Origin of the sequence: Umezawaea sp. NPDC059074 (assembly GCF_042738955.1) — a bacterium.
In the GTDB taxonomy this organism is placed as follows: Bacteria; Actinomycetota; Actinomycetes; order Mycobacteriales; family Pseudonocardiaceae; genus Umezawaea.
This window is the reverse complement of record NZ_JBHYHC010000001.1, coordinates 250,280-270,220: the sequence shown is the minus strand read 5'-3', so window position 1 is coordinate 270,220 and position 19,941 is coordinate 250,280. Positions and strand designations below refer to the sequence as shown.

Annotated in this window: 17 protein-coding genes; 7 read left to right on the top strand and 10 right to left on the bottom strand. The window is 71.6% G+C overall.

The features are described from left to right. Positions 1–24 precede the first annotated feature (24 nt). Entirely contained in the window at positions 25–780 is a 756-nt protein-coding gene (locus tag ACFWW9_RS01180; RefSeq protein ID WP_390370358.1) for a WS/DGAT domain-containing protein, read from the top strand. Further along, positions 777–1,346, top strand: a complete 570-nt coding sequence (locus tag ACFWW9_RS01175; RefSeq protein WP_390370357.1) for a hypothetical protein — start codon at positions 777–779, stop codon at positions 1,344–1,346. The genes ACFWW9_RS01180 and ACFWW9_RS01175 overlap by 4 nt, the downstream gene beginning before the upstream one ends. Here the strand turns inward: ACFWW9_RS01175 and ACFWW9_RS01170 are convergent. Beyond that, positions 1,338–2,249, bottom strand: a complete 912-nt coding sequence (locus ACFWW9_RS01170) for an alpha/beta fold hydrolase (RefSeq protein WP_390370356.1) — start codon at positions 2,247–2,249, stop codon at positions 1,338–1,340. The genes ACFWW9_RS01175 and ACFWW9_RS01170 overlap by 9 nt on opposite strands. A gap of 45 nt (positions 2,250–2,294) precedes the next feature. Next, positions 2,295–3,167: a patatin-like phospholipase family protein gene (locus ACFWW9_RS01165; protein ID WP_390370355.1), complete on the bottom strand. Its 873-nt coding sequence runs from the start codon at positions 3,165–3,167 to the stop codon at positions 2,295–2,297. A 205-nt stretch (positions 3,168–3,372) separates the two neighbouring features. On the opposite strand from ACFWW9_RS01165, the gene ACFWW9_RS01160 reads away from it, so the two are divergent. Further along, complete coding sequence (locus ACFWW9_RS01160; protein WP_390370354.1) at positions 3,373–3,783, top strand: hypothetical protein; 411 nt, start codon at positions 3,373–3,375, stop codon at positions 3,781–3,783. A gap of 44 nt (positions 3,784–3,827) precedes the next feature. Here the strand turns inward: ACFWW9_RS01160 and ACFWW9_RS01155 are convergent, their stop codons facing one another. After that, complete coding sequence (locus tag ACFWW9_RS01155; RefSeq protein WP_390370353.1) at positions 3,828–4,667, bottom strand: SDR family oxidoreductase; 840 nt, start codon at positions 4,665–4,667, stop codon at positions 3,828–3,830. A gap of 56 nt (positions 4,668–4,723) precedes the next feature. On the opposite strand from ACFWW9_RS01155, the gene ACFWW9_RS01150 reads away from it, so the two are divergent. Next, on the top strand, positions 4,724–5,152 hold the full coding sequence (locus ACFWW9_RS01150; protein WP_390370352.1) for a MerR family transcriptional regulator: 429 nt from the start codon (positions 4,724–4,726) through the stop codon (positions 5,150–5,152). Positions 5,153–5,164: 12 nt separating this feature from the next. Here the strand turns inward: ACFWW9_RS01150 and ACFWW9_RS01145 are convergent, their stop codons facing one another. The 3 genes from ACFWW9_RS01145 to ACFWW9_RS01135 form a co-directional block, all read right to left on the bottom strand. Beyond that, positions 5,165–7,561 (bottom strand): hypothetical protein, encoded by a 2,397-nt coding sequence (locus ACFWW9_RS01145; RefSeq protein WP_390370351.1) that lies wholly within the window; start codon positions 7,559–7,561, stop codon positions 5,165–5,167. Positions 7,562–7,661: 100 nt separating this feature from the next. Next, positions 7,662–9,071, bottom strand: coding sequence for an FAD-dependent oxidoreductase (locus ACFWW9_RS01140; protein WP_390370350.1), 1,410 nt, complete (start codon positions 9,069–9,071; stop codon positions 7,662–7,664). A 100-nt stretch (positions 9,072–9,171) separates the two neighbouring features. Further along, complete coding sequence (locus ACFWW9_RS01135; RefSeq protein WP_390370349.1) at positions 9,172–10,122, bottom strand: alpha/beta hydrolase; 951 nt, start codon at positions 10,120–10,122, stop codon at positions 9,172–9,174. 192 nt (positions 10,123–10,314) lie between these two features. Here ACFWW9_RS01135 and ACFWW9_RS01130 point away from each other — a divergent pair, with 192 nt between their 5' ends. Continuing rightward, the gene (locus ACFWW9_RS01130; protein WP_390370348.1) at positions 10,315–12,633 is read left to right on the top strand and encodes a Tex family protein; all 2,319 of its coding nucleotides are present in this window, start codon (positions 10,315–10,317) and stop codon (positions 12,631–12,633) included. 40 nt (positions 12,634–12,673) lie between these two features. Here ACFWW9_RS01130 and ACFWW9_RS01125 read toward each other — a convergent pair whose 3' ends face one another. Further along, a complete protein-coding gene (locus tag ACFWW9_RS01125; RefSeq protein WP_390370347.1) occupies positions 12,674–13,900 on the bottom strand; it encodes an ABC transporter substrate-binding protein in 1,227 nt (408 codons plus the stop codon). A 173-nt stretch (positions 13,901–14,073) separates the two neighbouring features. Further along, positions 14,074–14,598, bottom strand: coding sequence for a LuxR C-terminal-related transcriptional regulator (locus ACFWW9_RS01120; protein WP_390370362.1), 525 nt, complete (start codon positions 14,596–14,598; stop codon positions 14,074–14,076). 277 nt (positions 14,599–14,875) lie between these two features. Between ACFWW9_RS01120 and ACFWW9_RS01115 the strand changes: the two genes are divergently transcribed. Continuing rightward, a complete protein-coding gene (locus ACFWW9_RS01115; RefSeq protein ID WP_390370346.1) occupies positions 14,876–15,649 on the top strand; it encodes an enoyl-CoA hydratase/isomerase family protein in 774 nt (257 codons plus the stop codon). On the opposite strand, the gene ACFWW9_RS01110 is transcribed toward ACFWW9_RS01115, so the two are convergent. Next, positions 15,646–17,232, bottom strand: coding sequence for a serine/threonine-protein kinase (locus ACFWW9_RS01110; RefSeq protein WP_390370345.1), 1,587 nt, complete (start codon positions 17,230–17,232; stop codon positions 15,646–15,648). The two genes, ACFWW9_RS01115 and ACFWW9_RS01110, sit on opposite strands and share 4 nt — an antisense overlap. A 232-nt stretch (positions 17,233–17,464) precedes the next feature. Here ACFWW9_RS01110 and ACFWW9_RS01105 point away from each other — a divergent pair, with 232 nt between their 5' ends. Then, entirely contained in the window at positions 17,465–18,682 is a 1,218-nt protein-coding gene (locus ACFWW9_RS01105; protein ID WP_390370344.1) for a sugar efflux transporter, read from the top strand. 109 nt (positions 18,683–18,791) lie between these two features. On the opposite strand, the gene ACFWW9_RS01100 is transcribed toward ACFWW9_RS01105, so the two are convergent. After that, a partial coding sequence (locus ACFWW9_RS01100; RefSeq protein WP_390370343.1) for a UDP-glucose dehydrogenase family protein occupies positions 18,792–19,941 on the bottom strand: 1,150 nt, incomplete at its 5' end.

Genomic DNA, 19,941 nt, shown 5'->3' with positions numbered 1-19,941 from the left:
GAGATCAACAACAACTAACTCGAGGTGCTCGGCAGCCTGCCAGGTACGTCCAAGCGGTTGACGTCGTCGACCGCGGGCTCGTTGAACGGCCCGATCGGGCCGCACCGCCGGTGGGTGTGGGCGAAGTCCGACCTCGGCGAGGTCAAGCAGATCCGCAAGGCCGTCGGCGGCACCGTGAACGACGTCATCCTCACCGCCATCACGCACGGGTTCCGCGAGCTGCTGGCCAAGCGCGGTGAGCTGGTCGACGGCCAGGTCGTCCGCACGATGGTGCCGGTGTCGATGCGCGCGGCCGACGAGCACGACCGGTTGAACAACCGGGTCAGCGCGGTGCTGGTGAACCTGCCGGTCAGCACGCTGGACCCGCTGGAGCGGCTCGCCTCGATCCGCGAGCAGATGGACGACCTCAAGGGCAGCCGCCAGGCGGCGGGCGCGGACGTGCTGACGAAAGCGGGCGACTTCGCCGCGCCGACGCTGCTCGCGCTCGGGTCGCGCACGGCGATGCGGTTCCCGCAGCAGCTCCTCCAGACCGTGACGACGAACGTGCCGGGCCCGCGCGTGCCGCTGTACATGCTGGGCAGGCGCCTGGAGGACATCTACCCGTACGTGCCGATCGCCAGCACGATGCGGATCTCCATCGGCATCTTCTCCTACCTCGACCAGATCACGTTCGGCATCAACGCGGACTTCGACGGCGTGCCGGACGTGCAGGTGCTGGCCGACGGCATCCGGGCGGGCTTCGACGAGCTGCTGGCCGTCGCGGCGGCTCCCGCGGAGTGATACCCGGCCTGGTCCAGACCGTCCTGCACCTCGCGACCCGACCGCTGACCGACCGGCGCGTGACCGTGCGCGTCGGGGACGCCGACGCGTCGATGACGGTCGCCGACGTCGCCTGCTCGGTCGGCGCGCTCGGGTTGGCGCTCGGCCAGTTCGACGACGTCCGGGTCGTCGTCGAGGACGTGGAGTGGAACGGGCGCACGGCCAGGCGACTCGCGGTGACCTGCACGAACGTGCACGTGAACCCCGGTCCGACGCTGGTGGCCGAGCCGGTCGAGGTCGAGCTGGCGCTGGGCCCGCAGGACGTCGACCGGCTCGACCTCGGCGCGGACGGCGTGCTGCGCTGGGGGGTCGTGCCGCTGGTGCCGTTCGTGGAGGACGGCGAGCTGTGGGTGCGCACCGGGTTCCTGCCGCTGCGCAGGCAGGTCCCGGTGCCGCCGCTGCCCGGCGGGCTCCGGTTGACCGGGGTCCGCACGGGCGACCGCGAGGTCGTGCTGACGGCCCGGTCCGAGCGGTGGCGGGAACGCGTGCCGCTCGGCAGGCTCGCCCGCCTGCTCCGGTCAGCCTGAGCCGAGACCCCAGTCCAGCAGCCGGTCCGCGACGACCTCGGGGATCTCGATCTGCGGCACGTGCCCGATGCCCTCGAAGACGTCGAACCGCCAGTGCGGGAACCGCGCGGCCGTGGCCTTCGCCGACCCGATCGGGACCAGCCGGTCCTGGTCGCCGGACATCAGGAACACCGGCACCTTGATGTTGGCCATGGCCCGCCAGTAGCCGCCGCGGCGGGCGTTGACGACGACGAGCGACTTGGCCGCGGCCAGGAACGCCTCGTCGAGGCCGGGCACCTCGGCGCGCTGCTCGACCAGGCTCATCGACGCCAGGATCAGCTCCTCGGGCACGGCGTTCGCGTCCGCGCACACCAGGTTCATCACCCGCTTCACCTGCTCGCGCGGCGTCTGGCCCGCGCGGGCCTTGGCCAGCACCCGCTCGCCGACGCCCGGCAGCGCGTAGAGGAAGAACGTCGACATCACCAGCGGGTCCGGCCGCACGCCGAAGACCAGCGGCAGCGCCGGGTCGACCAGCGCCAGCGCGGACACCGTGTCCGGGTTCGCGGCGGTGTGCAGGATGGAGATCATCCCGCCCATCGAGTTGCCGACCAGCACGACCGGCGTCCCGACCACCTCGCGCAGGAACCGGTCCAGCAGCCGCGCGTTCGCCGCGACCGTCGTCCGCCGCCCCTCGGGGTGCGTGAGCCCGAACCCGGCCAGGTCCACGGCCACGACGTGCGCGTGCTCCTTGAGGCGCGGCGCGAGCAGGCACCAGTTCAGGTGCGACCCGCCGAGGCCGTGCACCAGCACGACGGTCGGCGCGCCCTCGTCGTCCGGACCGCCGAAGTCGACGTAGTGCACCGGCCCGTCGAGATCGGCATAACGGCTGGTCCCGCCCCAGTTCGCCACGCTCATCGCAGTCATACCGACCAGTATGTCGGTTAGGGCTACCGTTCGGTAGTCGACGGCCTAGAGGGTCTCCACCGGCGGTCCGCCGGGAGCGCCGTACAGGCCGGGGCCGTCGATCTTCACCGTGTCGAGGAACGCCGTGGACGCGGTGTGCGAGTCGGCGATCAACTCGGCGGTGCGGCTGAAGTCCAGTGGGGTCAGCCGCTGGACCGGCGGTCCGGGCAGGTAGAGCACGGGGACGTCGGCCGAGGCGAGTTCGGCCTCCAGGACGGCCTGGTTGCGCGTGCTCAGCGTGGCCCAGAACAGCAGGGTCTCGGCGAGCGTCTCCGGCACGGTGGGCAGGTGGCCGGGGAACGCGCAGTCCAGCACCACCAACGACTTCGCGCCCATCGCGAGGGCCTGGCGGATCGGCACGTTCGCCAGCACACCGCCGTCGTAGAGCACCCGGCCGTCGAGGTGGACCGGCGGGTAGACGCCGGGGATGGCGCTGCTGGCCAGGATCGCGGGCACCAGCGGGCCGGTGCGGATCAGCACGGGCTGACCGGTCGTGGAGTCCACGGCGACGGCCCCGAACGGCAGCCGCAGGTCGGCGAAGTCGTCGACACCGCCCAGGCCGTGCTCGATCACCGAGGCCAAGCCGGTGTTGGGGAACAGGAACTTCTTGTGCGCGCGCAACGTCCGCAACTGGGCGATCGGGCCGCCGGGGAACACCGCCTGGCGGGTCATGCGCTCCCAGATCGACGTCAGCCGCTCCGGGGCCTTGTCCGGGTCGAGCGCGAGCAACGACCCGTTGACCGACCCGACGGACGTGCCGACGACGAGGTCGGGCGTGATGTCGTGCTCGGCGAGCGCGCGCAGCATGCCGACCTGGCCCGCGCCGAGGCTGCCGCCACCACCGAGCACGAACCCGACGGGACCGGGAAGGCTGATCACCGCTCGAACACTAGCCGCTGCTCCGCGGACCGCGACTCGGCCGCGGAGTGCCGGTTCCGCACCGCCGAACGCGCGCTCCGGTGGCCAGTAGTCGCCACGCGGAGTGGTGAACCGGTCACGGGCGGTCCGGCGTAGTGGGGCTTGGGATCGGCCGATCCCGTCGACAGGTTCCGCCGCCACGGACCCCTTCACCACAGGAGCAGATGTGCGCAGGAACAACGTCATCGCCGGCCTCGTCCTGACCGCGGGCGCGCTCGCCGCGTTCGCCACGCCCGCCAGCGCGGGCCAGTGGCACCCGAACCCCGGTTGCGCGCGGGACATCTCGTCGGCGACCACCCAGCTCGGGTTGCTCGACTACAACCTCGAGGTCCTGCACTTCACCCACTACACCACGCCCGCCGACCTCGTGAGCGGCCAGATCGACGACACCGTCACCGCCACCAACACCACGAACTGCGCCCCGCTCGCACGGGTGCAGGTCCTGTTCCGCGCCGCCGAGGCGAAGCTGCACGACGGTCTGGCCATCGCCAGGGCGGGCGGCTCCGACGCGGCGATCGTGGAGCAGACGAACCAGGCCATCGCGCTGTACGACCGTGCCGAGGCGATCGCGGGCTGAGCGCACACCTTCCCCGGACGGCGCGGGCCGTCCGGGGAGGGGCGCTAGTCGAGCGCGACGGACAGCGCGGTCTCGCGGTGGGCGTCGTGCTCCTCCAGGCGGGCCACCAGGGAGGCTCGGATGTCCTCGTAGGTGTCCGGGCCGAGGGGCAGCCGGAGCGGGACCTCCCCGCTGTCGACGAGGTCCACGATGGCCGCCGCGATCTTCGCCGGGTCGTTGGCCAGGGGGAACGCGCCGGACGCGATGGCACGGCGGACGTCACCGGCCGGGCCCGCGTCGTACTCGGGCATGATCGGCGCGGTGGCCAGCGCGGCCCCGAAACCCGTCGGCGACGCCCCCGGCTCGACGATCGTCATGCCGATGCCGAACGGCGCGATCTCCTGCGCGACGGTCTGGCAGAAGCCCTCCACGCCCCACTTCGACGCGTGGTAGTAGCCGAAGTTCGGGTACGTCGTCTGCCCGCCCGCCGTGGAGATCTGCAGGATCCGCCCGTGGCCCTGGGCGCGCAGGTGCGGCAGCGCGGCCCGGACGACGGAGATCGACCCGATCAGGTTGGTGTCGACGACCTGCCGGATCTGCTCGTCGGTGGCCTCCTCCACGGCGGCGAACACCGCGTACCCGGCGTTGTTGACGACCACGTCGACCGTGCCGAGGTCCGCGAACGCCGCGTCCACGACCATCCGCACCTCGGCCGAGTCCGTCACGTCCATGCGGCGCACCCACAGCCGGTCGCCGTGCTCCGCGCGCAGGTCGTCGAGCGCCTCGGGACGCCGCAGCGTCGCCGCCACCCGGTCGCCGCGCTCCAGCAGCCGCCGCGTGAGCAGCAGGCCGAAACCCGACGAGGTGCCGGTGATGAACCAGGTCTTGCTCGCTCGTCCGCTCATGCCGTCGACGCTACGAGTTCGAGGCGGCTCGAAGTCAACGCTCCTACAGTGGGGTCATGACCACTGCCTCCGGAACGACGTCGACGATCGGCGAGGTCAGCGCCCGAACCGGCCTGTCGACGCACACCCTGCGGTTCTACGAGCAGGAGGGCCTGTTCGTGGAACCCGTGCGGCGCAACTCCGCGGGCCGCCGCGTCTTCACCGAGCAGGAGGTCGGCTGGCTGCGCGTGTGCACCAAGCTCCGCGCCTCCGGCATGCCGCTGGCCGACATCCGCCGCTACGCCGACCTGGTCCGCGAGGGCGAGGGCACCGAGGCCGCCCGCCTGGACCTGCTCCGCGCCCACGAGGCCGCCGTGACCAGGCAGGTCGCCGACCTGAACGACGCCCTCGCGGTGATCAAGGGCAAGGTCGCCCTCTACGAGGAGCACTTGGCCGCGGGGACGGCCGACGCGCTCTGGCGCGACGGCCCCACCTGCGCGCCCTAGCGCGGTAACCGGTCACTGCAGGTCGATCACCTTGATCCGACCAGGAGCCGTCGTCTGGTTGAGCTTGATGGCCCCGTTCGGTCGATCCAGCGTGAAGTCCTTACCGGCCAGCACCGATCCGACCAACTGCGGCCCCATCTCGTCGCCTGCCGAGCCATGCGCCACCGCGACCGCCTTGGCCACGAACCCAAAGGCGTCTGCCCCGGTGCCGAGATCGCTCGCGGCAGGATCGCCCGCGAGCGAGGTCATCCGGATGTCCGCCCAGCCGTACTTGGTGAGTGCCCCGGACGCCGCGGAGACGACCAGTCCAGGACCCGCGAGCAGGCGGATCCTCTTGGCCGGCCCAGAGCACTCGGGGAACCGCGACGCTGTCTCCAGCAGGACGATGATGTCGTCGGCACGTCCCGCGAGGACCGGGACGACCCGGTCGGCGTTGGTGCACAACGCCTTGACGCGATTGTCATCCAGTTGGGACGGTTTGCTCCCCACCATCACGATGTCGTCGGAGCCGCCGATCCCGCGGGCAACGAGTTCTTGCCGCAGTTCGCCGCTGAAGTAGGAGTCGGTCGGGTCGTAGACGATCGCAGAGCCATCGTGGGGCTTCTTGTCGATCCACTCCTCGATCGAGTCAGCGAATGCGGAGTTCATCGGGGCAGCCAAGAACATCGCGTTCCCCTCCACCATGCGCTTGCCGTACACGCTGGCACCGACCACCGGGATTTCCGCGAACTCGGTCGCGAGCTTGTCCCGGACCACCTTTTGGGAAGCCTCCAGGCTCTGCGAGATCCCGATGACCCCGGCAAGTCCGCCCCGACCGGTCTTGGGGCGCTCCGCGATCCGGTCGGCCACCCATGCCCCGTCGCCGAAGTGGTCGCCGCTGTTGGCGAGCACAAGCTTGATCGGGACAAGCGACGAGTCCTTCTCCGCCTTGCCGTTGTGCTCCGCCTGCGCCGCGATCGCGCCTTCGAGCTGCCACAGCGCGTTCGCGGGCGCGGTGACACCCGGCAGCAGACCGGGCCGGGTCAACGGGCCGAAGAAGACGACCTCGCGGTAGTAGCGGGGTTTAGTGCCCTGCCCGTCCACCTCGTTGAGCCGGTCGACCATCGCGTTGTTCACGTCGGCCCGCTCCGCCAGCTCCCGCAGCCTGGTCCCACCGGGGCCCGTGTCGAAGTCGCACTCGCTCTCGACCACGCCGACGCGTTCACCCAGGTCGTTGACCTTCGTGTCCGCGCACCCGCCGAGCAGCAACCGGAAAGTCACCAGGCCCGCGACCAGCGCGACGACGAGCAGCGAGGCCACCAGGGGCGTGTACGCCGATACCGGGCCGGGAACGCGGGGCACGACCCGCAGGTGCGCGCCCAGCCAGTTGGCCGCCCGGACGTCGGTGGTCGCGCCGCTCGCCAGTTCCACCGGCAGCCACGGCGCCGAGGGCGGCGGGTCGCTGTCGACGAACGAGCGCAGCGCCGCGGCGGTGTCGGCCGGGGTTCTCGGCTCTCCCGCCTTGTCCTCGACGTCGGACGGCGGCAGCGCCGCGATCACCAGCAGCGGGGCCACTGGCCAGTCCCCGGTCGTCTCGACGAACAGGTCGACGAGGGTCGCGGCGAGCGGGTCGGTGCCGTCCAGCAGCAGGACCGGCGTCCAACGGCGACGCCTGCGCCACGGCAGGAACCTCGCGCGGCGGGTGAGCTGGAGCAGATCGCGCAGGAGCGCCTCGAACAGGATCCGGCGGCGCAGGCTGGACACGTCCGGCAGGCCTGTTCCGGGCAGCAACCACGTGGCCTGGTCGAGGAAGTCGGCGTGCAGCCCGTTGGCCTTCGCGACCCGCGGACCGAACCAGCGCAGCCAACGGCCGTCGAGGCTCCTGTCGAACCACCACCGCGTCGGGCCCACCAGCAGCGCGCTCAGCACCAGGCCGACGAGCTTGGTCGGGTACTCCGCCGCCGCGGCCGTGCGGTGCGCCCAGGACAGCACCGGCCGCCGGGCCGCCCAGCGCGCGTGGAGCCGGTCGGCCAGTTCGACCCGGCCGTGCTCCGCGCCCACGACACCGATCTCCTCGGCCTCCTCGACGACGTCGAGGAGGAGGGTGAACCGCCGGGTGCGCCACCGCTTGCCCGCGCCCGCGGGGATCGTCGACCGGAACTGGCTCGCCAGCTGGTCGAGCAGCGTGACGTCCGGCTGCTCGTGGCCCCTGGCCAGGGCGAGCATGGTCTCGTTGGAGTGGGCGTGCGGCACCAGGCTGCGGTGGCGGATGTCGGACAGCCGCTCCCGGTAGCCGTCGAGGAACGCGCGGGCGTCGTCCCGCGGCGTCGACGTGGTGACGACCACCAGAGGCGGGAGGTGCGGCCGGGACGACACGACGTCGTCCAGCAGCGAGACCACGTCCTGCGTGCCGGGTAACGGCTTGATCATTCCTGTACCCCTCGGAAGGCGACTCGACGTAGTGGGACGTCTTCCGAGGGGGGACTTTCGTTACTCCATCCGCAGTAATCGGATACGGGGAGTGACAGTTCTAGGACACTTTCTTCTTCGGCGTCACGGCCACCCAGAGGGCTCGCAGCAGCGTGCTGGGGCGGGCGAGGGCCGATGGTGGCGCGAGCATCGTGGTGACCTCGGACATCCGCGCCGCGACCACCGGGTCGGTCGCGGAGGCCTTGAACACCAGGCCGGCGATCCGCTTGATGATCGCGTAGCCGCGCGGGTACGGGCCGTCGACGTGCGGGAGTGACAGGTCGGCGAAGGTGGAGACCTGCCAGGCCGCGTCGACCACGACCTTCACGTCCTCGAAGTACGTGGTGGCGGGCTTGCCGAGGTCGGGGTTGGAGCGCAGGTAGGCCGACAGGCAGGAGGCGTGCAGGGTCGCGGACGTCATGCCCTGGCCGTAGACCGGGTTGAACGAGGCGACGGCGTCGCCCGCGGCCACCACGCCTGCGGGCAGGCGGTCGAGCAGGTGGTAGTCGCGGCGCCTGCTGTCGGCCTGGTGGTAGGTCACGACGTCGCCGATCATCTCGCCGTTCTCGGCGATGTCGCCGTAGATCGACGGGAAGTCGCGGCGGCAGCGGGTCTTGTAGTCCTCGACGTCGCGGGTCGGGCGGTCCTCGTCGTAACCGGAGATCAGCATGATCCACCGGTCGCCCTCGACGCTGTTGATGCCCGCGATCCGGGCGATCTTCCCCTTCTCCGGCACGGAGTCCGAAGTGGACACCGAGATCCAGGTGTCGCTCACGGCCTCGTCGCGCTTGAACAACGCGGTGGCGTAGTTGAGCTTGATGGGCATCCGCCGCATCGGCGGGCGCTGCCAGCCGTTCTCCTCCAGCCAGTCGCCCAGCTTGCTGGACCGGCCCATGCCGTCCACGACGAGGTCCGCGCTCTCGACCACGGGCTCGGACGCGCCCTCGGGGACGTAGCGGGCGCCGATGACCCGGTCACCGTCGAACACCAGGCCGTGCGCGCGACCGACGACGAACTTGATGTTGGGCACGGCCTCGGTGCGCTCCCGCACCAGGCCCTCCAGGAACGGGCGGGTGCTGACCAGCGCCGGGTCCATCATCACCGGCGGGCCGATCCGGCGTTCGCCGTTGCTGTAGAACTTCACGCCGTCGCGCGGCGGGACGACCGCGCCCGCCTCGACCGCGGCCTTGGAGAAGCCGGGGAACCAGCGGTCGAGCTGCACGTTGCCCGCGGGCAGCAGGGCGTGGACCTGGCTGCCCTGCGGCACGCCGGGGCGCGGCTCGCCGTCCGCGTCGCTGCCGTCGCGCTCGACGACCAGCACCTCGTCGGCGTGGTCGCTGAGGACCCGCGCCGCCAGCAGCCCGGCCATGCTCCCGCCGAGCACGACGGCCCGGCGCATGATCACGTCGGTGCGGGCGGGCGGCACGGGTGTGCCGATCTCGGCGAACTTCCGGGCGGATGTGGACGGCACTGGTCGCTCCTTGAGAGGTAAACGTGAGACTTTCTCCGCTTATCCAACCGCGCCGCGCCCCCCGACGCCCAGCACTCCCCCCTTCGATGAGCCGATCGGGCTAATCGCCGTCCACCAGCAGGCGGCGGACGGCGGCGACCCGGTCGTCCGTGATCCGCGCGCCGATCCGGGTGCCGGGCACGAGGTACGCGACGTGGAACGCGCCCGCGTAGTTGTGCAGCTCCGTCGGCACGCCCGCCCGCATCAGCGCCAGCGCGTACTCCAGCCCCTCGTCGCGGGTCGGGTCCACCTGGTAGGAGGTGACGAACGCGGGCGGCAGCCCGACCAGGTCCTCGACCGCCGCCCGAGCGGGCGCCGCGTACAGGGGCACGTCGGGCGACCCCGGTTCCGCGGTGCCGCGCAGGTAGTAGGCCCAGCTGTGGACGGAGTTGCGCGGCTGCCACACCGGCGCGTCCACCAGCGTGCGGATCGAGTGCGTCGCGAGCCGGTCGTCGATCGTGGGGGCGTCGAGGAACTGGGCGCGCAGCCGGGGTCCGCCCCGGTCGCGCGCCAGCAGCGCCAGCGCCGCGGCGAGCCCGCCCCCGGCGCTCTCCCCCAGCACCCCGACGCGGTCGACGTCCACGCCCAGACCCGCCGCGGCAGGCCCGGTGAGCCACGTCAGCGCCGCGTAGGCGTCGTGCAGCGCGGCCGGGTACGGGTGTTCGGGCGCCAGCCGGTAGGACACCGCCAGCACCGCCACGCCCGCCCGGTCGGCCAGCAGCCGCGCGCCGTGGTCGACCCGGTCGATCGAGCCCATCACGTACGCGCCGCCGAAGAGGTGGATCAGCGCGGGGACCGGCCCGTCCGCGGGCGCGTAGAGCCTGCCCACGACGTCGGGGTCGGCCTCGTGGCCGGGGATCACGACGTCGGTGACCACGAGCTTCCGCGCGGACTCGTACTCGGGGCCGGGGACCTGGCGGACGACGGCGCGCGCCGCGTCGAGGTCGGCGAGGTCCAGGCGGGGGAACAGGTCCGCGACGGCGGCCAGTTCCGGATCGAGGTGGTGCTCCACGGTCCGCGACCTCTCGTGTCGACGATGGGGACCTCACCACCACTACGCGCCCGTCCCCGCCGACACGCGGCCGCGGCGGGCATCGGGCATCTTGTCGCCGAGGCCGTTGCGCCCAATGGCCTAACCCGCCGCCTCCCGGATCGCGGCACCCGAGCGACCGCGGGGGCGTGAGGCCGGGCACAATGCCTGACCGTGACGACTTCCATTGACCAGAGGATCGCCGACGAGCTCGGGGTACGCGCGGGGCAGGTCACAGCGGCCGTCGAGCTGCTCGACGGCGGAGCCACCGTGCCGTTCATCGCCCGCTACCGCAAGGAAGTGACCGGCACCCTCGACGACACCCAGCTCCGCACGCTGGAGGAGCGCCTCGGCTACCTCCGCGAACTGGAGGAGCGCCGGGTCGCGGTGATCGACTCGGTCCGCTCCCAGGGCAAGCTGGACGACGCGCTGCACGCGCAGCTCCTCGCCGCCGACTCCAAGGCGCGGCTGGAGGACCTGTACCTGCCGTTCAAGCCGAAGCGGCGCACCAAGGCGCAGATCGCCCGCGAGCAGGGCCTGGAGCCGCTGGCCGACCAGCTCATCGGCGACCCGTCGCACAACCCGCAGGAGCTCGCCGCGGGCTTCGTGACCGAGGAGGTCGCGGACGTGGCGGCGGCGCTGGCGGGCGCGCGGGCGATCCTGGTCGAGCGGTTCGGCGAGGACGGCGACCTGATCGGCGAGCTGCGCGAGCGGATGTGGACCCGCGGTCGCCTGGTCTCCAAGCTGCGCGACGGCAAGGAGGAGGACGGCGCGAAGTTCTCCGACTACTTCGACTTCTCCGAGCCGTTCACCAAGCTGCCGTCGCACCGGATCCTGGCGATGCTGCGCGGCGAGAAGGAAGAGGCGCTCGACCTCGCGCTGGAGCCCGAGGAGGCTCCCGAGGAGGGCCCGACCAGCTACGAGGTCCGGATCGCGCAGCGGTTCGGCGTCGCGGACCAGGGCCGCCCGGCCGACCGCTGGCTGACCGACACCGTGCGCTGGGCGTGGCGCACCCGCATCCTCATCCACCTCGGCATCGACCTGCGGTCGCGGCTGCGCCAGTTCGCCGAGGACGAGGCCGTGCGCGTGTTCGCGTCGAACCTGCGCGACCTGCTGCTCGCCGCCCCGGCGGGCACCCGCGCCACGATGGGGCTCGACCCCGGTTTCCGCACCGGCGTGAAGGTCGCCGTGGTCGACGCGACCGGCAAGGTCGTGGCGCACGAGACGATCTACCCGCACGTGCCCGCGAACAAGTGGGACCAGTCGATCCACACCCTCGCGGCGCTGGCGAAGAAGCACGACGTCGAGCTGATCGCGATCGGCAACGGCACCGCCTCCCGCGAGACCGACAAGCTGGCCGCGGACCTCATCTCCCGGCACGCGGACCTCAAGCTCACCAAGGTGATGGTGTCCGAGGCGGGCGCGTCGGTGTACTCCGCGTCGGCGTTCGCGTCGCAGGAGCTGCCCGGCCTGGACGTGTCGATCCGCGGCGCGGTCTCCATCGCCCGCCGGTTGCAGGACCCGCTGGCGGAGCTGGTGAAGATCGACCCGAAGTCCATCGGCGTCGGCCAGTACCAGCACGACCTGGCGGAGGCGAAGCTGTCGAAGTCGCTGGACGCCGTGGTCGAGGACTGCGTGAACGCGGTCGGCGTCGACCTGAACACCGCGTCGGCCCCGCTGCTGACCCGCGTCTCCGGCATCACGTCCGGGCTCGCGGAGAACATCGTGCTGCACCGCGACTCCAACGGCCCGTTCCGCTCGCGCAAGGCGCTCAAGGACGTGGCCCGCCTGGGCCCCAAGGCGTTCGAGCAGTGCGCGGGCTTCCTGCGCATCCCGAACGCCGAGGACCCGCTCGACGGCTCCACCGTGCACCCCGAGGCGTACCCCGTGGTGCGGCGGATGCAGGAGTCCGTCGGCGGCGAGTCGGTCGTGGGCAACGTGGCGCTGCTGAAGTCGTTGCGGCCGGAGAGGTTCGTCGACGAGACGTTCGGCCTGCCGACCATCACGGACATCCTGCGGGAGCTGGAGAAGCCGGGTCGCGACCCGCGGCCGGCGTTCAAGACCGCGACCTTCGCCGACGGCGTCGAGAAGCTCGGCGACCTGCGGCCCGGCATGGTGCTGGAGGGCGTGGTCACGAACGTGGCGGCGTTCGGCGCGTTCGTCGACATCGGCGTCCACCAGGACGGCCTGGTGCACATCTCCGCGCTGTCCAACGACTACGTGAAGGACCCGCGCGACGTCGTGAAGTCCGGTGACGTGGTGCGGGTGAAGGTGATGGAGGTCGACATCCCGCGCAAGCGGATCGGCCTCACGCTGCGGTTGCAGGACGAGCCGGGCAAGCCCAAGGAGCAGCAGCAGAACCGCGGCGGTGGCGGCGGCAGGCCGCAGGGCCAGCGCGGTGGCGGCGGCGGTCAGCAGAAGCAGCGGCCGGAGCGCGCCCCCGCGGGAGGCGCGATGGCCGACGCCCTGCGCCGCGCGGGTCTCGGCAAGTAAGACGTTTTCGAGCGGGGCGGGCACGAAGGTGCCCGCCCCGCTACTTGGCGCGGGTGCCCTTGGCCTTGGCCAGTGCGGACTCGAAGAGCTTCTGGGTCACCGCGAGGCCGCCCTTGACCGTGTTGTCGGGGCGGGCCATGTACGACTGGGTGGCGGACGGTCGGCCCGCCAGCGAGAAGCGGAGCGGGCCGGTCAGACCGTTGGTCTCGACGGCGCTGGTGTCCTGGAACGCCCGCAGCACGCCGTCGCGGCTCAGGTCCTTGCTGCCGCACGCCTTCTCCAGGACCGCGGCGAAGGCCGTGGCGACCGCGTAGCCGTGGTTCACCGCGCCGTTGGGCTCGACGTCCGGGTACTTCGCCTCGAAGGCCTTGGCGACGGCACGGGGGCCCGGCGCGTCGGCCCCGTAGGGCGCGATGGGCGAGACGACCTTCACCTGCTGCATCACGGCCTCGGCGGCGAGGGACTTGAGGATCGCCGGGTCGTAGCCCGCGACGTTGACCAGGAACGGCACCCGCCAGCCGAGCGCGGCCGCCGCGGCGACGGCCAGCGCGGTCTGCGCCGGGCTGGTGCTGAGCACGACCGCCTTGGCTCCCGCGGCCTTCAACGCGGCGATCTGGCCGCTCAGGTCGGTGGCGGTCTCGGTGACGGACTTGTCGACGAGGGTCAGGCCCCACTGCTGGGCGGCGAACGCGCTGCCCTCCAGCGCGTTCGTGCCGAAGTCGCCCTCGACGTGGACGTGGCCGATGGTGTCGCCGTCGGCGATGACCCCGTCGCGCTTGAAGCTGTCCAGGCCGTTCATCACGTCGATGTCGTACGTGCCGCCGACGATCATCATGTGCGGGTTGCCCAGCAGCGCGGCCGACCAGGACACCGGGGCGGCGAGCGCGCGGGTCTGGATGAGGTCGGGGGCGATGGCGGCGGTGATCGCCGAGCCCGTGAGGTCGAGGAAGCCGAGGACCTTCGGCTCCAGCTCGAAGTAGGCGTCGAGCGCCCGCTGGGTGTTGTACCCGTGGTCCTTGGTGATCAGCTCGACCTTGCGGCCGCAGACGCCGCCGCGCGCGTTGAGCTCGCCGAGGAACAGCTCGTAGCCCTTGATGCGGACGAGGGCGGTCGGCGCGAACGGTCCGCTCATGTCGGTCAGGACGCCGAGGGAGATGGTGCTGTCGGTGACGCCCGGTCCGGCTTTGACCTCCGGTCGATCGGACGAACCGCAGGCCGACGCGGCCACGACGGCCGCGAGGACCGCGGCGAGGGCACGACGGCGCAAGACAGCCTCCTACCAGTGAAGTTACCTACTGGTAGCAGTGTATTCATCTCAAATGGCGTTAGTGGGTGTTAATGTGATGTGACCCACCGGGATGAACTATTGACTAACACTGTCCGTACGCGCCCGGAATAGACCAAACGGCGCTCCCCGAAGATCGGAGAGCGCCGTCGTGCCTACAGGTAGGACCGTTGACCCTGCCCCCAGGACATCGCCGCGGCGAGCTGCGCGCGGCGACCGATCTCCAGTTTGCGGTAGATGCGGGTGATGTGGAGTTCGACCGCGCGGGTGGACACCGAGAAGTGCTCGGCTATCTGCCGGTTGGTCTTGCCCTCCAACATCATCAGCGCGATCCGCCGTTCGTGCGGCGTGAGCGGGTCGTGGTCGATCGCGTCGACCGCCTGCCCGTCACGCGGGCGCACCAGCGCGGGCTCCGGACGCTCGACCTGCGGCACACCCATGAGGACGTGCCACTGGCGAACGCGGAGTTCCGCGATCACGTGCGACCTGATGTAGGGGTCGGCGCGGATCAGCTCCCGGACCGCGTGCTCGTCCGAGGCCTGGCACAGCAGCATCGCCGCCGAACCGTCACCCACCAGCCCTCCGCCGATCAGGACTCCCTGATCGGCAAGACGCTTCCAGTAATCACGATGTGCCACGTGAATCGATCTGCGCACGTCGCCAGCGTCTCGGAAAATCATCTCAATGATGAAAGCCACTGGTTGATCCCCATTTCATTCAGCGGCCGATAACTACTCCCCTACTTAACTGGGGACATTTTGTCGAGTCAAGTGACGCAGATCACAAGACATATACCAAAGCCATATGAGGGTGATAGCGACGGCGTCTGCCACCTCTCTCGAGAACTAATGATCGGCCCCCGGAGACTCTGCCGGATCAGGTATTCGTCGAAGAGCGAAAGACCCATGTGGCCAGTCGTTCCCCGGCTCCGGCGCCACGTCGTGAGAGGGTGACGGGGTGGTGAAACTCGAACGCGACGCGGCGGGACTGGCCGTGCTGACCATCGACGCTCCCCCGCTGAACCTCTATACCGCCGAGCTGCACGACCGGCTCGTCGCGGCGGTCGCCGAGGTCGAGGAGGACGCGCCCCGCGCGCTGCTGATCCGCGCCGAGGGGAAGGTCGTGAGCGGCGGCGTCGACGTGTCGCTGTTCGCGGCGCAGAGCGGGCCCGCCGAGGCCGAGGTGCTGTTCGACCGGATGCTCGACCTGCCGGACCGGATCGCCGCCCTGCCGTTCCCGACCGTCTTCGCCGCCCACGGCCTCACGCTGACCTGGGCGTTCGAGGTCGCGGTGGCGTGCGACATCATCCTGGCCGCCGCCCGCGCCAAGTTCGGCCTGGTGGAGAAGGTCATCGGCCTGACGCCCACGATGGGCGGCACCCAGCGGCTCGCCGCGCGGGCAGGCGTCGGCCGCGCGAAGGAGTTCGTGATGACCGGCGAGCGCTACGACGCGGCCACGCTGGAGCGGTGGAACGTGGTCAACCGCGTGCTGGCCGACGACGGCTTCGACGACGCCGCCCGCCAGTTCGCCGCCACCATCGCCGCGGGCCCCACCCAGGCGCACGCGGCCACCAAGCGCGTGCTCGCGCACTTCGAGCACGGCGGCGTCCCCGAGGCGAACGAGCACGTCACGGCGATCGCGGCCGCCCTGTTCGACACCGAGGACCTGCCGAACGCCGTGCGCTCGTTCCTCGCCGACGGCCCCGGCAAGGCGACCTTCACCGGCCGCTAGCGCGGGTCGAAGGTCGACGAGCCGTACCAGGCCAGCGCGGAGCGCAGTTCGCCCACGTCCTGGCCCTGGCGGGCCTTGCTCCGCTCGTGCGACACCGGGTAGGCCCGGTAGCCGCCCTTGAACGGCTTGAACGTCCCGTTGCCCAGGGTCGCGGGCTCCCCGGCAGCGGGCACGAGCCACAGCACGAGCCACGGCTTGCCGCGGCGGTACATGATCTTGCTCCGGGCGATGGCGTACCAGGGCAGGCGGCGCTCGGTCGTGCCGCTGGACACGACCAGCCCGTCCGGTCCGACCTCCAGGCCGAGCCGGGGCCGCAGCGAGCCGACGAGCAGCCGGATCGTCCAGATCGCGAACACCAGCGCGGCGGTCAGCGACGCGAAGTGCACGCCCTGGCCCCCGCTGCCCTGGAACGCGAGCGCGACGAGGGTGATGAACCCCGTCACCAGCGCCCAGCCCAGGTCGGCGACCCGCGACTCCTTGAACCGGACCCCGACGGGCTTCTTCGGCGCGACGGCCGCGGCCTTCGGCGCGGGCGGCTTCTTCGGCGACGCCTTCTCCAGCGCCTTCGCCTCGACGGCCTTGGCCTCCACGGCCTTCGCCTTCTCCACGACGGCCTGCACCGCCCGCTGCACGCCCTTGGCCGCCGCGGCCGCCACGACGGGCGCGGCCTCGGCCATCAGCCGGGTCGCGGGCTTGCCGTTGGCGGCGGGCAGCGCGCGCAGCTCGGTGTGCCGCTGCTCCACGAGCGTCCGCACGGGGGCGGGCAGCCACGTGTCGTCCAGGTGCGGCACGTCGATGGTCGCCAGCAGCCTGGCCGGGGTCGGCCGGTGGTCCGGGTCGCGCACCAGGCACGGCACGATCAGCGGCACCAGCACGGGCGGCACGTGGGTGAGGTCCGGCTCCTGGTGCACCACGCGGTACACCAGCGACGCCGTGGAGCCGTCGCCGAACGGGCCGCGGCCCGTCGCGGCGTAGACCAGCACCGCGCCGAGCGCGAACACGTCGCTCTGCGGGCCGACGTTCTTCCCGACGACCTGCTCGGGCGAGAGGAAGCCGGGGGTGCCGAACACGACGCCCGCCTCCGTCAGCGCGGAGTGCTCCAGCGCCCGCGCGATGCCGAAGTCGATCACACGGGGGCCGTCGGCGGCGAGCAGCACGTTCGACGGCTTCAGGTCGCGGTGCACCAGGCCCGCGCCGTGGATCGCGACCAGCGCCTCCGCCAGCCCGGCGGCCAGCCTGCGCACGGACTGCTCGGGCAGCGGCCCGTGCGTCTCCACGGCCTGCTGGAGCGTCGGTCCGACGACGTACTCCGTCGCCATCCACGGGCGTTCGGCGTCCGGGTCCGCGTCCACGACGGCGGCCGTCCAGAAGCCGCCCACCGAGCGCGCCATGTCCACCTCGCGGCGGAAGCGCTCCCGGAACATCGGGCTCTCGGCGAGTTCGGCGCGGGCCACCTTCACCGCGACCGGACGCCCACCGCGGGAGCGACCGAGGTAGACGGACCCCATCGCGCCCTTGCCCAACCCTCTGAGCAGCACGTAGTCCCCGATGCGCTGCGGCCCGTCCACGGGCAGTGGCTGCACCTGTACTTCCTCCCTCAACGCCGATGGCCCTTCCAGAGTAGAGGGATCGGGCGCCTACTCGTGGTGACCTGCGTTTTTCCGTGGAGATCAGCTTCGGGTCCACGCGCGTGACCACCACGATCAGGACTTGATTCGGTCCGCACTGAAGTCATAGCGACCACTCACGAGAGATCGATCACCTCCTGAACCAAACCGATTCCACGGAGGCCGCGAGCGTTGGGAGGATGGCCGCGTGGCTGTCACGAATGCGACCCCTGCTGCCTTCCGCGTGCGGTCCTTGATCCCGCTGTCCCTGGTCAGCGCGTCCGTCGGCCTCGCCGCGGCGCTGGCGTTCCCGTTCCTCTCCCTGTTCCTGAGCCAGGAGGTCGGCGCGAGCCCGCTCGCGCTGGGCACGTTCCTGCTCGTCACGCCGCTGGCGTCGCTGGTGGCCAGCACGCTGCTCGGCAGGCTGTCCGACGCGCGGGCGGTGCGCCGCACGCTGCTGATCGTCGGCGCGGTCTCCGGGGCGCTCGGCTACGGCCTGTACACCGTGCTGCGGAACTACTGGCTGCTGCTCGCGGTCTCCACGACGCTGGTCGCGGTGGCGTCGTCGCTGCTGCCGCAGATGTTCGCCTACGCCCGCCAGGTGCTGGAGCGCGGCGGCTCGACGAAGGCCCCGCTGATCATCACCGGCCTGCGCACGCTCATCTCGCTGGCCTGGGTGGTCGGTCCGCCGCTGGCCGCGGTGCTGGTCGCGCAGACGGGGTTCACCGGCCTGTTCACCACGAGCGCCATCGCGTACGGCCTGGTCGCGGTGCTCGCGCTGCGGCTGCCCGAGGTGGCCGCCGCGCCGCCCGTGGAGGAGGACGCCGAACCGGTCGTGCCGGGCCCCGAGCCGCGGTTCCTGCTGCCCGCGCTGGCGTTCGTGCTCCTCCAGGGCGGGATCTCCCTGGGCGTGGTCACGCTGCCGCTGTTCGTCGTCGAGCAGCTGGGCGGCACCACGACCGACGTCGGCCTGATCATGGGCCTGTGCGCGGCGCTGGAGATCCCGCTGATGCTCGGCTTCGGCGTGCTGTCGACGAAGGTGGACCAGCGCAAGCTCGTCCTCGGCGGCGCGGTCGTCGCGCTGGCCTACCACGGCTCGATGCTGCTGGTGCAGACGACGTGGCAGGTGGCCGCGGCCCAGGTGTTCAGCGCCACCGTCATCTCGGCGGTGATGGGCATCGGCATCTCGTACTTCCAGAGCCTGTCCCCGGACCGCCCCGGCCACGCCACGACGATGTTCACCAACTCGGCCACGGTCGCCACGATGCTCGCCGGGCCGCTCCTGGCCGTGGCGCAGGTGTTGACCTACCGGACCGCGTACGGCATGTCCTTGGTGATGTCAGTGCTTGGTCTGGTCTTGCTGGTGCTGGCCAAGCCACGCGCTGTGGAACAGCGCGAAAACATTCCCGTGGCCACCCGGACATAGGCCGGAGGGGGTCTTGCGCCGCCCCTGCCGCGGCGGAAGACCCCCTCCGATTATCGGCTGGGCTCGCGCTACCCCTGCCGCAGCGGGAGCCCCTCCGAGTCTGTGCGACCTAGCGGTGTCCGCCCAGGCCGGTCCACTTCAGGCCCGCCCGGCTGAGCACGTCCGGGTCGAGCAGGTTGCGGGTGTCGACGACGACGGGCTGGCGGACCAGTCCGGCGACCTTCGCCCAGTCGAGGGTCCGGAACTCCGGCCACTCGGTGAGCACGACCAGCGCCTCCACGTCCTTCGCGGCGAGGTACGGGTCGTCGACGACCTCCATGCCGACGGCCGCGGACGAGCCGACGCCCATCGCCGGGTCGTAGCCGACCAGTTCCGCGCCCGCCTGCTTGAGCAGCGCGGCCACCGCGAGCGACGGCGAGTCGCGCAGGTCGTCCGTGCCCGCCTTGAACGTCAGGCCCAGCACGCCGATCCGCACGTGCGACAGGGACCCGTTGCGCTTGCCCGTCACGGCGAGCCGGATCTTGTCCACCATCCGCTGCCGCTGCCGGTCGTTGGTGTCGATCGTGGCGCGCAGCAGCCGGAACTCGAAGTCCGCCGCGTCCGCGACCTGGAGCATCGCGTGCGTGTCCTTCGGCAGGCACGAGCCGCCCCAGCCCGGACCGGGCGAGAGGAACGACTGGCCGATGCGCCGGTCGTAGCCCATGCCCTCGGTGACGTCCGAGATGTTGGCGCCGAGCCGCTCGCACAGCTCGGCGACCGCGTTCACGTACGACAGCTTCATCGCGAGGAAGCAGTTCGCCGCGTACTTCACCATCTCGGCGCTGGCCGCGTCGGTGAGCACGGTCGGCGCGCCGAGCCGCGAGTACAGCGCCGCGACCCGCTCGGCCGCGTCCTGGTCGTCGCAGCCGACGACGATCCGGTCGGGGTTCAGGAAGTCCTTGACCGCCGACCCCTCGCGCAGGAACTCGGGGTTGGAGACGACCGCGATGTCCGGGCGTCCCAGCAGCTCCGAGGTGAGCACCGTCGTGCCGACCGGGACCGTGGACTTGTTGACGATGACGCAGCCCTCGGCGAACAGGGTGCGGCACTCGTCCACGACGGACTCGACGGCCTTCAGGTCCGCCAGCCCGCCGACGCCCATCGGCGTGGGAACGCAGAGGAACACGACCTCCGCGCCGCCGTCGTGGGGGGGGGCCGCCGGGGGGGCCCCGCCGCCCGCCCGCGCGCCGGGGGCGGCGCGGACCCGCGCCCCCCCGCAC

Excerpts from the sequence above, each read along its gene's own strand:
- ACFWW9_RS01170 (WP_390370356.1), bottom strand. The coding sequence starts at position 2,249 with ATGACTGCGATGAGCGTGGCGAACTGGGGCGGGACCAGCCGTTATGCC.
- ACFWW9_RS01150 (WP_390370352.1), top strand. The coding sequence starts at position 4,724 with ATGACCACTGCCTCCGGAACGACGTCGACGATCGGCGAGGTCAGCGCC.
- ACFWW9_RS01145 (WP_390370351.1), bottom strand. The coding sequence starts at position 7,561 with ATGATCAAGCCGTTACCCGGCACGCAGGACGTGGTCTCGCTGCTGGAC.
- ACFWW9_RS01155 (WP_390370353.1), bottom strand. The coding sequence starts at position 4,667 with ATGAGCGGACGAGCGAGCAAGACCTGGTTCATCACCGGCACCTCGTCG.
- ACFWW9_RS01120 (WP_390370362.1), bottom strand. The coding sequence starts at position 14,598 with ATGATTTTCCGAGACGCTGGCGACGTGCGCAGATCGATTCACGTGGCA.